Source organism: Micromonospora sp. NPDC005220, from assembly GCF_040607895.1.
Classification (GTDB): domain Bacteria; phylum Actinomycetota; class Actinomycetes; order Mycobacteriales; family Micromonosporaceae; genus Micromonospora.
The window spans coordinates 1-14185 of record NZ_JBEXHP010000130.1 but is presented as its reverse complement, the minus strand read 5'-3'; the positions used below and the strand labels follow the sequence as shown (position 1 = coordinate 14185).

Annotated in this window: 12 protein-coding genes; 2 read left to right on the top strand and 10 right to left on the bottom strand. The window is 72.3% G+C overall.

All coding sequences use genetic code 11. From position 1 onward, the window contains the following. Nucleotides 1-425: 425 nt before the first annotated feature. The 3 genes from ABZU52_RS28680 to xylA form a co-directional block, all read right to left on the bottom strand. Nucleotides 426-1859 carry an MFS transporter gene (locus ABZU52_RS28680; protein ID WP_354974078.1) on the bottom strand — a complete coding sequence of 478 codons (1434 nt, stop codon included), beginning with the start codon at nucleotides 1857-1859 and terminating at the stop codon, nucleotides 426-428. A gap of 131 nt (nucleotides 1860-1990) precedes the next feature. Then, a complete protein-coding gene (xylB, locus tag ABZU52_RS28675) occupies nucleotides 1991-3418 on the bottom strand; it encodes a xylulokinase (RefSeq protein ID WP_354974077.1) in 1428 nt (475 codons plus the stop codon). Between the two features lie 9 nt (nucleotides 3419-3427). Continuing rightward, entirely contained in the window at nucleotides 3428-4615 is a 1188-nt protein-coding gene (gene xylA / locus ABZU52_RS28670; protein ID WP_354974076.1) for a xylose isomerase, read from the bottom strand. 78 nt (nucleotides 4616-4693) lie between these two features. Between xylA and ABZU52_RS28665 the strand changes: the two genes are divergently transcribed. Continuing rightward, entirely contained in the window at nucleotides 4694-5932 is a 1239-nt protein-coding gene (locus tag ABZU52_RS28665; protein ID WP_354974075.1) for an ROK family transcriptional regulator, read from the top strand. A 161-nt stretch (nucleotides 5933-6093) separates the two neighbouring features. Here ABZU52_RS28665 and ABZU52_RS28660 read toward each other — a convergent pair whose 3' ends face one another. Next, entirely contained in the window at nucleotides 6094-6708 is a 615-nt protein-coding gene (locus ABZU52_RS28660) for a MarR family transcriptional regulator (protein WP_354974074.1), read from the bottom strand. Between the two features lie 96 nt (nucleotides 6709-6804). On the opposite strand from ABZU52_RS28660, the gene ABZU52_RS28655 reads away from it, so the two are divergent. Continuing rightward, entirely contained in the window at nucleotides 6805-7935 is a 1131-nt protein-coding gene (locus ABZU52_RS28655) for a PP2C family protein-serine/threonine phosphatase (RefSeq protein WP_354974073.1), read from the top strand. 6 nt (nucleotides 7936-7941) lie between these two features. Here the strand turns inward: ABZU52_RS28655 and ABZU52_RS28650 are convergent, their stop codons facing one another. The 6 genes from ABZU52_RS28650 to ABZU52_RS28625 form a co-directional block, all read right to left on the bottom strand. Next, entirely contained in the window at nucleotides 7942-9357 is a 1416-nt protein-coding gene (locus tag ABZU52_RS28650; protein WP_354974079.1) for a sugar transferase, read from the bottom strand. Between the two features lie 281 nt (nucleotides 9358-9638). Beyond that, nucleotides 9639-11396 (bottom strand): substrate-binding domain-containing protein, encoded by a 1758-nt coding sequence (locus ABZU52_RS28645; protein ID WP_354974072.1) that lies wholly within the window; start codon nucleotides 11394-11396, stop codon nucleotides 9639-9641. A 157-nt stretch (nucleotides 11397-11553) separates the two neighbouring features. Continuing rightward, a complete protein-coding gene (locus tag ABZU52_RS28640; protein ID WP_354974071.1) occupies nucleotides 11554-12591 on the bottom strand; it encodes a lactonase family protein in 1038 nt (345 codons plus the stop codon). A gap of 87 nt (nucleotides 12592-12678) precedes the next feature. Continuing rightward, the gene (locus tag ABZU52_RS28635) at nucleotides 12679-13281 is read right to left on the bottom strand and encodes an ATP/GTP-binding protein (RefSeq protein ID WP_347661585.1); all 603 of its coding nucleotides are present in this window, start codon (nucleotides 13279-13281) and stop codon (nucleotides 12679-12681) included. Continuing rightward, a complete protein-coding gene (locus ABZU52_RS28630) occupies nucleotides 13262-13651 on the bottom strand; it encodes a DUF742 domain-containing protein (protein ID WP_354974070.1) in 390 nt (129 codons plus the stop codon). Before ABZU52_RS28630 ends, ABZU52_RS28635 begins: the two co-directional genes overlap by 20 nt. Further along, nucleotides 13641-14063: a roadblock/LC7 domain-containing protein gene (locus tag ABZU52_RS28625; protein WP_354974069.1), complete on the bottom strand. Its 423-nt coding sequence runs from the start codon at nucleotides 14061-14063 to the stop codon at nucleotides 13641-13643. Before ABZU52_RS28625 ends, ABZU52_RS28630 begins: the two co-directional genes overlap by 11 nt. Nucleotides 14064-14185: the final 122 nt, after the last annotated feature.

Below are 14185 nucleotides of genomic sequence, written 5' to 3'. Positions count from 1 at the left end.
CCCGCCGAGCGGTACTCGCGGCGGGCGGGCCGGTCGGGGCAGGCCGGTCGGGGCAGGCCGGTCGGGGCAGGCCGGTCGGGGCAGGCCGGCTCGCTGTGGAGCTGATGTCGTTAACGATTCACACCCGCCGACGCCCCGCCAACACGCGAACGCACCTCGGACCGCCCTGAGCCCTCAAAACCGCACACCGAACGTGCTGCCCCGCCGCCACCGCGCCGATCTTGCAGTTTCGGTTGTCGGTATGGGTGGGATGCCGCTTGTGTCGGGACAGTAAGTGCAAGATCGCGGGGCGGGGGTGGTCCTGGGCGTCGATCATGCAGTTGTGGTGCCTGGTTTGGCCTCCCGTGGGTGTGTTGTCATCCACCACAACTCCATGATCGACGGCGCAGGGCGGGGCAACGCGGGGCCGGGGCGGGGTGGCAGCGTCAGAGGCGGTCGGCTCGGGTGTGGAGCAGGTCGTGCACGTTGTCGATGTCCGCCGGCGAGGTTCGCGACGCCAGCCAGTACATGACACCCGTGGGAATGAAGAAGAGCTGGAACGCGGCCAGCCCGACGGCGAAGTTCAGCGGTGGCGGGAACGCCGTTCGCAGCGCCTGGAAGGCCACCCCGACCAGCCCGTTGCCGGCCGCGCGACCGACCCCGTTGACCAGGTTGCCCAGGCTGTAGACCGTGCCTCGGTGCTCCGGCGGGTTGACGTCGGCGATCAACGCGAACCAGTTCGGCGAGTTGGCCGAGGTCAACGCGAGCGCCACGATCGCGGTGAGCAGGCTCAGCCCGACCGACGGCTCGGTGAACACACTGGCCAGCACGGCACCTATCACCGCGCCACCGCTCGCGCCGTCCGGCACGTCGATGGTCACCGGGACGAAGAACAACACCAGGTAGAACGGCAGCGCGGCGAGGATGCCGATCGAGGCGACGAGCGCTCGCCCTCTCGGCGTACGCCGCTGCACCGCGTCGCCGATCAGCCCGCCCACGATGGACAGCACCCCACCGAGCTGGAACAGGGTGGCGAAGACGCTGCCCACCACCACCGCCGTGGACGTCGAATAGCCCTGGGCCTCGGCCCGTTCGGCGAAGAGCACCGGCAGCCAGACCAGCGAGCCGAACGCGGCCTGCGCGGTCAGCCCCTGCAGAATCAGCCACCGGTTGGTTCGCCGGGCCAGGATGCGCGGCAGGTCGGCGCGGCTGATCCGGTAGTCGTACTCGGCGCCGGCGTCGAGCCTGCCGGCCAGTTCCGGCTCGCTCTGGCCACGCCGGATGTCGTACGTGAACAGGTAGGCCACCGTGGCGACCAGGCCGACGCCGGTCAGCAGCAGGAACGGCCGCCGCCAGTCGGCGGCCCCGAGCAGCCCGCCGACGAGCGTGCCGGCGAGGGTTCCGACCCCCTGGGAGAGCCCCCAGAAGCTCATCACCAGCCCTCGCCGGGTCGGTGAGATCAGGTCGGTGACCACGGAGAAGCCCACCGAGCCGACCGCGCCGAGGCCGACCGCCGCGACCAACTGCGCGGCCAGGAACGTCAGGTAGCCGCCGGCGAGCGCGCTACCGCCGGTGCCGGCCGCCCAGAGCAGCGTGCCCACCATGAGCAGCGGCTTGCGGTTGGTCCGATCCCCGACGTACGCCCAGCCGACCGCCGCGACCGCGCTGACCAGGAAGCTGACCGCGGTGACCACGCCGAGCAGCCGCCCGGACACGTGGAACGCGTCGGAGATCGGGCCGTACAGCGGGGGGACCAGCCCGATCGCGACGTTGTCCAGCGAGGCGAGCAGCACGAACACCACGACGCTGTACAACCGGTGCGCCGGCCCACCGCCCCGGCCGTGCGGGCGCAGGCCGGGTCCGCCAGTGGTCACCGTCATGACGGGCAGCCAACCAGACTCCATCGCGGAGGTCGTCACGCGGGTGGGTGCCGGTCACCCGTCGACCGGCACCCACCCGCGTCGATCCCGACGCTCGGCACTGCCCGGAAACCGTTCCGCAGGCCGCACGCTCAGCGCCGGTCGAGCACCAACCCGCGGGCGGCAGCGTACTGGTCGCGGACGGCGGGGACGGCCGCTGCCGCGTACTCCTCGGTGCCCTCGACCGCCCAGACCGGCGGCGTGGGACCGCCCAGGGCGACCCAGGCGGCCTGCCGGGCGGCGCCGTCGGCGACGTACTCCCCGGCTGGCGGGACGACCACCGGGCAGCCGAAGACCTGCGGCGCGATCTGACGCACCGCGGCTGACCGGGCCCCACCGCCGATCAGGATGACCCGGCGGGCGACCGCACCCTGCGCGGTCAACGCGTCCAGGCCGTCGGCGAGCGCGCAGAGCATGCCCTCTACGGCGGCCCGCGCCAGGTGCGCGGGGGTCGAGGTGCGCAGGGTCAGGCCGTGCACCGCGCCGGTGGCGAGCGGCCGGTTCGGTGTCCGCTCACCCTCCAGGTACGGCACCATGACCAGCCCGTCCGCTCCGGCTGGTGCGGAGAGGGCCAGGTCGGCCAGCTCGTCCAGGCTGACGCCGAGCATCGCGGCGGCGGCGTCCAGCACCCGGGCGGCGTTGAGCGTGGCAACCAGCGGCAGGAACCGACCGGACGCGTCGGCGAAGCCCGCCACGGCGCCGCTCTCGTCGGCCGCGGGAACGTCCGCGACGCTGAACACGGTGCCGGAGGTGCCGATCGAGACGATCACGTCACCCGGCCCGGCGCCGACGCCGAGCGCGGCAGCGGCGTTGTCCCCGGTGCCCGCGCCGAGCAGCGCGCCACCCGACCCACCCAGGTCGTCGGCCAGCTTGCCCGCCGACTCCGCCGGACCGAGCACCTCCGGCAGGATCACCTGCCGGCCGAAGCCCCGCTCCAGCAGGTCCAGTCGGTAGTCACCGGTGGCCGGCGACCAGTAGCTGGTGCCGCTGGCGTCACCCCGGTCGGTACGCAGTGCGCCCAACCCCGGTGCGCCAGCCAGCCGCCAGGTCAGCCAGTCGTGTGGCAGGCAGACGGCGGCCACCCGGGCGGCCCGCTCCGGCTCGTGGGTGGCCAGCCACCGCAGCTTGGTGAGGGTGAAGCTGGCCACCGGCACACTGCCGGTGGCCTCGGCCCAGAATCGGCGCCCGGCCGAGCCGCCGCCGGCCTCCTCGATGAGGTCGGCGGCGGCGTCGGCGGATCGGGTGTCGTTCCACAGCAGCGCCGGGCGGACCACCCGGCCGTCCTCGTCGAGACACACCATGCCGTGCTGCTGGCCGGCGACGGAGACCGCCGCCACGTCGGCCAACCCGCCGGCCTGGTCGGCGGCGCTACGTAGCGCCTGCCACCAGGCTTCCGGGTCGACCTCCGTGCCGTCCGGGTGCGGTGCCCGGCCCTGCCGGAGCAGGGCGCCGGTCTCCGCGTCCCGGATCACCACCTTGCAGGACTGGGTGGACGAGTCAACGCCTGCGACCAACGGCATGGCGGGGCCTCAGCGGGCGCCGAGCAGGTGCTCGACGGCGAGCTGGTTGAGCCGGACGAAGGCGAAGCCCCGGGCGGCCACCGCGTCGGCGTCGACATCCTCGAACGCGGACCGGTCGGCCAGGAACTCCTCGTAGCTCTCGCCGTCGCCGAGTGTCGGCGTGCTCAGCTCGCCGACCTTGCTGGCGGCGAGCGCCTCGATCACCTCGGGGTCGGCGCGGAACGCGGCCGCGCGCTCCTTGAGCAGCAGGTAGGTGCTCATGTTGGCCGCCGCCGACGCCCACACCCCTTCCATGTCCTCGGTGCGGGACGGCTTGTAGTCGAAGTGCCGCGGCCCGTCGTAGCTCGGCCCGCCGTTGGGGCCGCCGTTCTCCAGGAGGTCCACCAGGGCGAACGCGTTCATCAGGTCACCGTGGCCGAAGACCAGGTCCTGGTCGTACTTGATGCCGCGCTGGCCGTTGAGGTCCAGGTGGAACAGCTTGCCCTGCCAGAGCGCCTGGGCGATGCCGTGGGCGTAGTTGAGCCCGGCCATCTGCTCGTGGCCGACCTCCGGGTTGAGGCCGACCATCTCCGGGTGGGCCAGCTGGGAGATGAAGCCGAGCGCGTGCCCGATGGTGGGCAGCAGGATGTCGCCGCGCGGCTCGTTGGGCTTGGGCTCCAGGGCGAACCGCAGGTTGTAGCCCTTGTCGATGGTGTACTGGGTGAGCAGGTCCACCGCCTCGCGGTAGCGGTCCAGCGCGGCGCGGACGTCCTTGGCGAGGTCGTACTCGGAGCCCTCCCGGCCACCCCACATGACGAAGGTGCTGGCACCCAGCTCGGCGGCCAGGTCGACCTGGCGCAGCACCTTGCGCAGCGCGAAGCGACGGACGTCGCGGTCGTTGCTGGTGAAGCCGCCGTCCTTGAAGATCGGGTGGGTGAAGAGGTTGGTGGTGACCATGGGCACCACCAGGCCGGTCTCGTCGAGGGCCTTGCGGAACCGGGCGATGTGCTGGTCACGGCTGGCGGCATCGGCGCCGAACGGGATCAGGTCGTCGTCGTGGAAGGTGATGCCGTACGCGCCCAGCTCGGCGAGCCGGTGCACTGCCTCGACCGCGTCGAGCTCGGGACGGGTAGCGTCACCGAACGGGTCGCGGGCCTGCCAGCCCACGGTCCAGAGCCCGAAGGAGAACTTGTCGGCGGGGGTGGGACGGGGTGCCATGAGCGACCTCCGGGGTGGTGTTGTCCGCTATTTGTTCAGCGATTGAATTATTTGCCCACCCTATGGCACTGTCAAGGGGTGAGCCTCACCCACGCGCCGGCCGGCGCAGTCCGTCAGGGCAGCCTGCGCGAGCTCAACCTCGCCCTGGTCCTCGGCCGGATCGCCACCGCCGACCGACCGCCGTCCCGGGCCGACCTGGCGACCGCGACCGGCCTGACCAGAGCCACCGTCTCCGCGGTGGTCGAGGACCTGCTCGCCGGCCGGCTCGTCAGTGAGTCCGACCCCGCACCCCGCTCCGGCGCCGGCCGCCCGGCCCGCGGACTGGTGCTGGCCCACCAGGGGCCGGCCGGGCTGGGCCTGGAGGTCAACGTCGACTACCTGGCGGTCTGCGTGGTGGACCTCGCCGGCCAGGTCCGGCACCGCACGGTGCACCGGGCCGATCTGCGCCCGGTGGCCCCCGCCGACGCCCTGGCCCGCCTGGTCGAGATGGCCGGGGCAGCCCGCGACGACGCCGCCGATCAGGGCCTCACCCTGGTCGGGGCCGCGCTCGCGGTGCCCGGCCTGGTGGACGACGCCGGGATGGTCCGGCTCGCGCCCAACCTCGGCTGGCACGACGTGCCCGTGCCCGCACTGCTCGCCGAGCACCCTCCGCTGATCGAGCAGGTGCCCGGCGTCCCCGCACTGATGGTGGACAACGAGGCCAACCTCGCCGCGCTCGGCGAGCTGCACGCTCAGCCACCCGGCCCGTCCAGCTTCCTGCACATCTCCGGAGAGGTGGGCATCGGCGCCGGCATCGTGCTGGACGGCGCGCTGTTTCGCGGCGTACGCGGGTGGAGCGGCGAGATCGGGCACCTCCCGGTCCACCCCGAGGGCCGTCCGTGTCGCTGCGGCGGGCAGGGCTGCCTGGAGCAGTACGCCGGCCAGGAGGCGATCGTGGCCGCCGCCGGGCTGGCCCGGGCGGAGCTTCCCGCGGACACCGCGACGGCCCGGCTCGCCGAGTTGGCCGAGGCCGGCGACGCCGACGCGCTGCGGGCGCTGCGCGACGCCGGAACGGCGCTCGGCGTCGCGGTGGCCGGCGTGGTCAACCTGCTCGACCTGGACACCGTGGTACTCGGTGGCGGTTACGCGGCGCTCGCACCCTGGCTGTGCCCCCCGGTCCTGGCCGAGATCGGCGCCCGGGTGCTCACCGCGGCCTGGTCGCCGGTCACAGTCCGGCCGTCGACGCTCGGCGCGGAGGCCGCCGCGGTAGGTGCCGCCGGCTCGGTGGCCCGCCGGATCGTCGCCCAGCCCGCCGGCTGGCTGGCCCGCTCCGGCTGATCCCGCGTCGGCGGCCCGGCAACCGCCGGCGGCGCTGATCGACCGGGTGCTCCGGGCGGTCGACGACTGGCTGGACGGGCAGGCCCACGACGACATCGCGATACTGGCCGTGGGCTGCTCGGCGCCGGAATGACCGGCGGGCGCCGGCCCGGCCGGCTTGATCAGGCGGTACGCGCCACGGGCGGGTCGCCGGCCGGCCATTCTCGGGTGGTGCCGACCGAACGTTCCGGACCGCCCGACGAACCCGTCCACACCGTTCGGGTATGCCGACCCGAATCGACCGACCAGTCCCCCGACCGGCCACCGGGCCGGTCCGGGTCGTCCGGCCAGTCCCCCTGGCCCGGCGTCGGCGCGTCCTGCGTCTGCTGGCGGCGGGCGGTTTCGTCGAACTCCCGCATCCCGCGCAGCAGCCCGTCGCGGCCCTCCGGGCTCATCCCGGCCAGCACGGCGGCGAGTTGGGCCTGGCGGTTGGCCCGCAGCTCGGCGAGGAGGCGGCGGGCCTCGGGGGTGAGGTGCAGCGAGATCTCCCGCCGGTCGAAGCGGCCCGGCTCGCGCTCCAGCATGCCGGCGGCGACCAGCCGGTCGCAGAGGCGGCTGGCGGAGCTGAGCAGCATGTCCAGTCGGGCGGCGAGCCGGCGGAGGTTGATCCCGTTGGACTGCTCAACCACCATCACCGCCCGTAACTGGGCGCCGGACACGCGGTTGGCGGTCCCCTCCCGGGCAGACTCCCAGATGCCCAGCAGGGCAGCGGCCGCCGCGTCCAGCGCAGCAGCCATACTCGTCTCAGGGTCCGTCGGACGGTTCAGTTCGGCCATGGTGGCCCGAGACTACTCCGAACCCACTGGTGGTCGAGCTTTTAGCAGGGAGTGACGATGGGCAAACTGGTCAATCAGGTACGGCGGGCCCTGAACGAGACACCAGCTGACCGGCTCGTCGGTGGTATCGGGGATGTCCTCGCCGAGTCGTACGGGATCACCGACGTCGAGCTCTACCAGGTCGACTACCGGCTCGCGGAGCTGCTGCCACTCACCGACGGTGACTCGATCACGAGCCCCGGGCACCCGGCCTGGCGCGCCTTCGACCACCAGTCGCCGATCCTGAGCGACGGCACCGCCTGGTTCCCGGTCAGCATGCGTGGCGAGCGTCGAGGGGTCTTGCAACTGTCGCCCGTTCCGGACGACCGGGAGGTCGTCGCCGACCTGGCCGACATCGCCACCGCGCTCGCCCACGAGGTGGCGGCGGTCTCCGCCGGCACCGACGTCTATCGGGCGGCCCGGCGCACCCAACGCCTCACCCTGGCCGCCGAGATGCAGTGGGACCTGCTTCCCGGCCGCAGCCGGATCCGTCCCTCGTTCAGCCTGGCCGGGCAGTTGGAGCCGGCGTACGCGGTACGCGGCGACAGCTTCGACTGGTCCGACGACGGGGAGCGGCTGTGGCTGTCCACCATCAACGGCACCGGGGAGGGTGTGGCCGCCTCCCTGCTCACCTCGCTGGCCACCCACGCGCTGCGCAACGCGCGTCGGGCCGGGCTGGGCCTGGCCGACCAGGCCGCCCTCGCTGACCAGGCCATCTACGACATGTACCGGGGCGAGCAGCACCTCTCCGCGCTGCTGATGGAGCTGGACCTGCGCTCTGGGATGATGACCGTGGTGGACGCCGGGTCGCCCCGGCTGATCCTGCTCCGCGGCGGCGAGGTCACCGAGCAGCCGCTGGAGGCGCAGTTCCCGCTGGGCATGTTCGAGGCGACCGACTACCACGAGCAGAAGTTCGCGCTGGAGCGCGGCGACCGGCTCTTCGTGGTCAGCGACGGCGTGGTGGAGGCCACCGGGCAGAACGTGCGCTACGGCGAGACGGCACTGGACCGGTTCCTGCGCCGGACGGGCCCGATGGCGCCGCTGGACGCCGTGCGGTCGCTGATCGGTGATCTGCGCGCGTTCGTGGCCGGCGACCTGGTCGACGACGCGGTGGTGGTCTGCCTGGACTGGACCGGCCCGCAACCGTGACGGCGGTCAGTACGCGCCGCGACCGTTCAACACCGCGCCGAAGGTCTTCCAGAGGATGGTGAGGTCGGCGGCGAGGGACCAGTTCTCCACGTAGTACAGGTCGAGCCGGATGCCGTCCTCCCAGCTCAGGTCGGAGCGGCCACTGACCTGCCACAGGCCGGTCATGCCGGGCTTGACCAGCAGCCGCCGGGCCACGTCCCCGTCGTAGCGGGCCACCTCCGACGGCAACGGCGGGCGGGGCCCGACCAGGCTCATCTGACCCAGCAGCACGTTGACCAGCTGCGGCAGCTCGTCCAGTGACCATTTGCGCAACAGCCGGCCGACGCGGGTCACCCGGGGGTCCTGGCGCATCTTGAACATCAGGCCGTCGGTCTCGTTGCGCGCGGCCAACTCGGCGAGCAGCGCGTCCGCGTTCACCACCATGGTGCGGAACTTGAACACGCCGAACTCCTGCCCGCCCCGGCCGACCCGGACCTGGCGGAACAGCACCGGGCCCCGGCTGTCCAGTTTGATGGCCAGGGCGATGAACGCGATCAGCGGCAGCAGCACCGCCAGCGCCAGCGACGAGACGGACCGGTCGACGAGGCCCTTCACCAGCTTGCGGGCCCCACGGAACTCGGGCGCCTCGACGTGGATCAGCGGCAGGCCGGCGACCGGGCGGGTGTGGATGCGCGGGCCGGCCACGTCGGTCAGCGCGGGTGCCACGACCAGGTCGACGCCGGTCCCCTCCAACTGCCAGCCGAGGCGGCGCAGGCGGGCAGCGGTCAGCTCACCGGAGGCGGTCACCGCGACCGTGTCCGCGCCGATCGCGGTGGCGGCCTCCGGGATGCCCCGGAACGACCCCACCACCGGCACGTCACCCAGCCGCTGGGCCACCGGCGCGAGCAGCGCGTCCGGGATGCAGGCGCCCACCACCTGGTAGCCGGCGTACGGCTCGCGGCGCAGCGTGTGGACCAACTCCAACACGTGGGCGGTGTCGCCGACCACCAGCATTTTGCGGGACCAGCCGGCGCCGATCGAGCGGGCCCGGTGCAGCCGCTTACGGGCCGCGAACCGCGCCACCTCCAGCCCGACGGTGCCCACCGCGAAGGAGATTCCCAGGAAGCCCCGGGAAACGCCGACGCCGGCGATGTAGCCGAAGATGGCGATCGCCCCGGCCAGCCGCAGGCTCGCGGAGCTGACCCGCCGGTACTCGTCCGCGCCGTAGCCGATCACCCGGTCGTCGTAACAGCCGAGCGCCTTGAGCGAGATCAGCCAGGCCAGCACCAACCCGGGGGCGACCAGAACGTACGGGATCTCCGAGCCGGTCGGCTCGTCGTCACCGAAACGGGCGACGTACCCGATCAGCAACGCGATGATGAGGATGGTGGTGTCCAGCACCACCAGAACCCGAACGTAGGACCGTTCGTCGGCGCGGGCCATCAGCGCGGTGCGCCTACCGTCCGGCTCCGCCGACGTCGCGGGGGTCAACAGTGTCGCCACGCTCACCGGCCCTCCCACTCTGTACAGGATGGCCCCGGCCGACGGGTCGGACCGGAGGCGGACCGACTGTGCCGGAACAGTCGACATCCTGCCTTGACAACTAGGACTGCCGATTGCTTCCGACGGATTGCCGTCACTTTCCTCAACAAGCTGGTGGCCGAAAAGGGGCCTGCCACACCGAATCGACGGTACGGCAGGCCCCTGGACGTCGGAGCGTCGGATCAGCGCGGCGCGGGCGGGCGCCGCGCGATGGCGCTGAGGAAGATGCTGCCGATCTCGCTCGGGTCCTTGGTGACGAAGACGTCGCCACCGGTCACCTTGGTGATCGACTCCAGCTCCGCCTTGCTGACGCCCTCGCCGATACCGATCATGATGACCTGGACCGGCCGGTCCGGGTCGGCGATCTCCTTGAGCTTGCCGAGCAGCTGCTGCTGGCTGAGGCCGTTGTCGTCCTCGTTCTTGCCGTCGGTGAACAGCACGATCGAGTTGACCCGGCCGGGCTGCCAGTTCTCCTGCACCGCCTGGTACGCGGCCAGCATCGTGTCGTAGAGGCCGGTGTCGCCGCTGGAGGGCTTGACGGTGGCGAGCGCCCCCTCCAACTGGCCTCGCTGGCCGGAGAGCGGCCCGATGGGGACCAGCTCCCGGTAGTCCCGGTTGCCGACGAGCTTGGTGGAGAAGGTCCACAGGCCGATCGACCAGGAGTCGTCGAAGAGGCTGAGGCCGCGACGGGCCGCATCCACTGTGACTTCCTCCCGGCTGCGGTTGTTGGCGCTGGGCACCTCTTCCTTCATCGAGCCGGAGACGTCGATGACGGCCAGCATCCGACCGGACTGGGTGGCGATCGACCAGCTGGAGACGACCCGCTGGATGGCGGCCGGGTCCAGGCCACCCGCCGCGGTGCCGCCGTTCGCGGGTGCGGTCGGCGCGCCGCCGGACGGGCTCGGAGCGCCCTGCGGCGCCTTGAATCCCTCACCCCAGTTGCCGTCCGGCGCGCGCAGCGACTGCGCGGCGAGCCGGTCACGGAAAGTGGGGCTGGTGAGCAGCTCGTACAGCACCTTGGCCGCCGACGCCTTGCTCGGCTCGATGCCGGGCAGCACCGCGTACGGGTAGTCCAGCGGCATCGGCGCCGGCTCCATGTAGAGCGCGGCGAGCGGCACCGGTGGCTTCTTGCTGTTGTACGCGATCACGTCTTCTTCGGACAGGGCAGCCGCGCCGAGACCGCTGGCGATGGACGTCGCGTCGTTGGCCGTCGGAAACCGGGCCAGCAGGTCGTTGCGGAGAGAGGAACGCCCGGTGGCCAGTGCGCGGAGCGCGCCGACGGTGTTGCGCTGGGCGTCCCCGCCGGCACCGTTGGCGGCCGCGGTCAGCGAGAGCAGACCGGACAGGCCCGCCGCGTCGCGGGTCGGCTCGACGATCCCGGTCCGCAGCGGCGCGCCGGTGTTGTTGACCTGCTTGAGCAGGTCGGTCCAGTTGAACTTCTTGTCCGGCCAGCCCAACCGGGTGGCGATCGGCTCGGGCATCGCGACGACGATCGGGCTGCGCGCGATGGACTGGCCGTTGGTCGGAGCGAACGCGGTCGCGTCCTTCTTCAACCGCAGCAGCCAGGTCGAGGAGTCGGGCACCCAGACGTCCGGGCTGACGGCGGTGCCGCTGGCCTGCCCCACGCCGGCCAGCACAGCGCCATGCTTGGCCGCCACCACGGCCGCCACGTCGACCGGGTCGGACGCGGAGACGTCGACGCGGATGCAGGTCGGGCCCACCGCCGCGCCATCCTTGACCCACTGGGACGCGGCGGCGTCCACCGCCGGCGCGAGCTCGGAGGCGACCGCCACGGCGAGTCTGATCTCCCCGGAGCAACTGGGTTGTATCAACTCCCGATAGCCGAACCACGCGCCCGTCGTCACGACGAGCACCCCCGCCGTTGCGGCGGCGGCGGCTAGTTGGATTTTCGAACGCATGCGATGGCGGCCTGCTGACACGGTGACCATCTTGCGTACAAGGTGCCGTCTCTGCCACACCCGTTCGGACTAAAGTTACGGAGGAGAAACAGTTGACTATCTTTTTGCAACACAGAGTGACTTAGTGGCCCCGGGGCGTTGCCAAACCAGCGTCACTCTCACGTCCGCACCGTGGCGTTCAGGCCAGCACGCACGTCGGGCTCGGCACCGGCACCGGCTCGCCGACCGCCTCCGGGACGCCGGTGTCGGCGTCCCGCCGGAACACCCGCACCATGTCCGCCCGCTCGTCGGCGACGTACAGGTGCTCCCCGATCAGCGCGAAGTGCCGAGGCCACTCCCCGCCGGTGTCCACTTCGGCCACCAGCTCGGGCAACTCCCCGGCCAGTGTGAAGACCGCCACGGTCCCCACCCCACGGTTGGCGACGTAGAGGAACCGGCCGTCCGGGGCGACCGCTACCTCCGACGGCTGGACGTGACCGGCCCGCTCGCTCGCCTCGACCCGCCCGCGCTGGTGCAACGCGCCGTCGTCGGTCACCTCGTAAGCGGTGACCGAGGCGTCCAGCTCACCGACTAGGTAGCAGCGCCGCCCGTCCGGGTGCCGGGCCAGGTGCCGAGGGCCGGTGCCGGGCACCGTACGCATCCGCGGCGCACGCGGCACCAGCCGTCCGGTCGCCGCATCCAGGTCGTACCGGTAGACCGAGTCGGTGCCGAGATCCACGGCGAGGATCGGCCCCCGGCCCGGCCCCGGCGAGACCATGTGGGCGTGGGCGTGGTCCTGGCGCTCCGGGTCGGGGCCGTGCCCCTCGTGCACCACCAGGTCGGTGCGCTCGCCGGGCACGCCCTGCGGGTCGAGCGGAAAGACCGCGATGCTGCCGCTGCCGTAGTTGGCCGCCAGCAGGTGCCCGCCGCCGGGCAGCACGGCCAGGTGGCAGGGCTCGGCGCCGCCTGCCGACCGGCGGCCGAGCGGGTCCAACGCACCGTCCGCCCCGACCTGCCAGGCGCTGATCTCCCCGTCCGCCAGCTCGTTGACCGCGTAGAGCACCGGCTGGGTGGGGTGCCGCGTCAGAAAGGAGGGGGACGGGGTGACCGCCACCGTGCCGAGCGGGGTCAGCGCCCCGGTCGTCGGGTCGCGACGTGCCGCGACGATGCCGCTGCCCCGCCCACCACTCTGCGCGGTGTAACCCCCGATGTGGACGACCTCGCCCTGACCGCTCACGCCCAACTCCTCCGCCGGCATCCTTCAGTGATCCAACCAGAGGCTGCCCGCGTTGCCCGCCCGTTAACCGGCTTTCCGGCCCGGATCTCAGGCCGTCGGCACCGGCTCGCCGCGCTGTCGGGCGACGTGCTCCACCAGAGAGATCAACACCATCTTCCCGGACTGCCGGTCCCGGGCGTCGCAGAGCACCATCGGCACGTCCGGGTCCAGGTCGAGCGCTCGGCGTACGGTCTCCAGGTTGAATCGACGGGAGTCGTCGAAACAGTTCACGCCCACCACGAACGGGATGCCGCGCTGCTCGAAGTAGTCGATGGAGGGGAAACAGTCGGCCAACCGTCGGGTGTCGGCGAGCACCACCGCGCCGAGCGCGCCGAAGGCCAGCTCGTCCCAGAGGAACCAGAACCGGTCCTGACCCGGCGTGCCGAACAGGTAGACCTGAAGGTCGTCGTTGATGGTGATCCGGCCGAAGTCCATCGCCACCGTGGTGGTCGACTTGCCCTCCACACCGGAGATGTCGTCGGTGCCGATCCCGGCACCGGTCAACACCTCCTCGGTCTGCAACGGACGGACCTCGCTCAGGGCGCTCACCAAGGTCGTCTTGCCAGCCCCGAAGCCTCCCGCGATGAGGATCTTCAGTGCCAGCGGGATGGTGGTGCTGGTGCCCACCTGGTCATAGCGCACGGAGTCCACTGACCACCGCCTTGAGGATGTCGTCGTCGGGAAGGATGCCGGCGGCCGGCGGCTCGTGCACCGCGACCAGGCCCTCGGCGAGGAGATCACCGAGCAGTACCCGGACCACGCCGACCGCGAGGTCCAGCTCGGCTGCCAGTTCGGCCACCGACACCGGTCGGTGGGCCAACGCGATCAGCCGTCGATGCTCCGGCAGCAGGTGCGGATGGCTCGCCGCGTCGACGCCCGAACCGGCCAACACGAACGCGACCAGGTTGAATCCGTCGACGGCGGAGCGTACCCGACCTCCGGTGAGCGTGTACGGGCGCATCACCGGGCCGGCGTCGTCGTCCAGCCACTGGTGTTGCGGCCCGGGCGGCTCAGTCCGCATCTCCGGTGCCCGCTGCCGATCGGGCTGGCGCGGCCAGGCTCTCCCCCACCCGGATCACCAGCATCGCCATCTCGTACGCGACCAGCCCGATGTCCGCGTCGGCGTCGCTCACCACGGCCAGGCAGGCACCCTGCCCGGCGGTGGTGACGAAGAGGTAGGCCGCCTCCATCTCCACCACGGTCTGCCGGACCGGGCCGCCGTCCACGTGCCGGCTCGCGCCACGGGCGAGGCTGGAGAAGCCGGCGGCGAGCGCACAGAGGTGCTCGGCGTCGGAGCGCTCCAGCTCGGCCGAACAGCCGAGCAGCAGGCCGTCGGCGGAGAGCACCACCGCCTCCCGGGCGGCCGGTACCCGTTGCACCAGCTCGTCGAGCAACCAGTCGAGGCCGGCGCTCTGCTTCGTCGAATGCCGCACTAGGCGTCCCTCTCAGTCGCGGTCGGGGGTTCGGGGGTCGTCGGCGGGTCGGTACGCACCGCCGGGACCGCCGGACCAGTCGGCGCCGCCGGACCAGTCGGCGCCGCCGGACCAGTCGGCGC

What these genes read in the sequence shown, in the direction of transcription:
- ABZU52_RS28680 (WP_354974078.1), bottom strand. Translation starts at nt 1,859, where the DNA reads ATGACGGTGACCACTGGCGGACCCGGCCTGCGCCCGCACGGCCGGGGC.
- xylB (WP_354974077.1), bottom strand. Translation starts at nt 3,418, where the DNA reads ATGCCGTTGGTCGCAGGCGTTGACTCGTCCACCCAGTCCTGCAAGGTG.
- xylA (WP_354974076.1), bottom strand. Translation starts at nt 4,615, where the DNA reads ATGGCACCCCGTCCCACCCCCGCCGACAAGTTCTCCTTCGGGCTCTGG.
- ABZU52_RS28660 (WP_354974074.1), bottom strand. Translation starts at nt 6,708, where the DNA reads ATGGCTGCTGCGCTGGACGCGGCGGCCGCTGCCCTGCTGGGCATCTGG.
- ABZU52_RS28655 (WP_354974073.1), top strand. Translation starts at nt 6,805, where the DNA reads ATGGGCAAACTGGTCAATCAGGTACGGCGGGCCCTGAACGAGACACCA.
- ABZU52_RS28650 (WP_354974079.1), bottom strand. Translation starts at nt 9,357, where the DNA reads ATGGCCCGCGCCGACGAACGGTCCTACGTTCGGGTTCTGGTGGTGCTG.
- ABZU52_RS28630 (WP_354974070.1), bottom strand. Translation starts at nt 13,651, where the DNA reads ATGCGGACTGAGCCGCCCGGGCCGCAACACCAGTGGCTGGACGACGAC.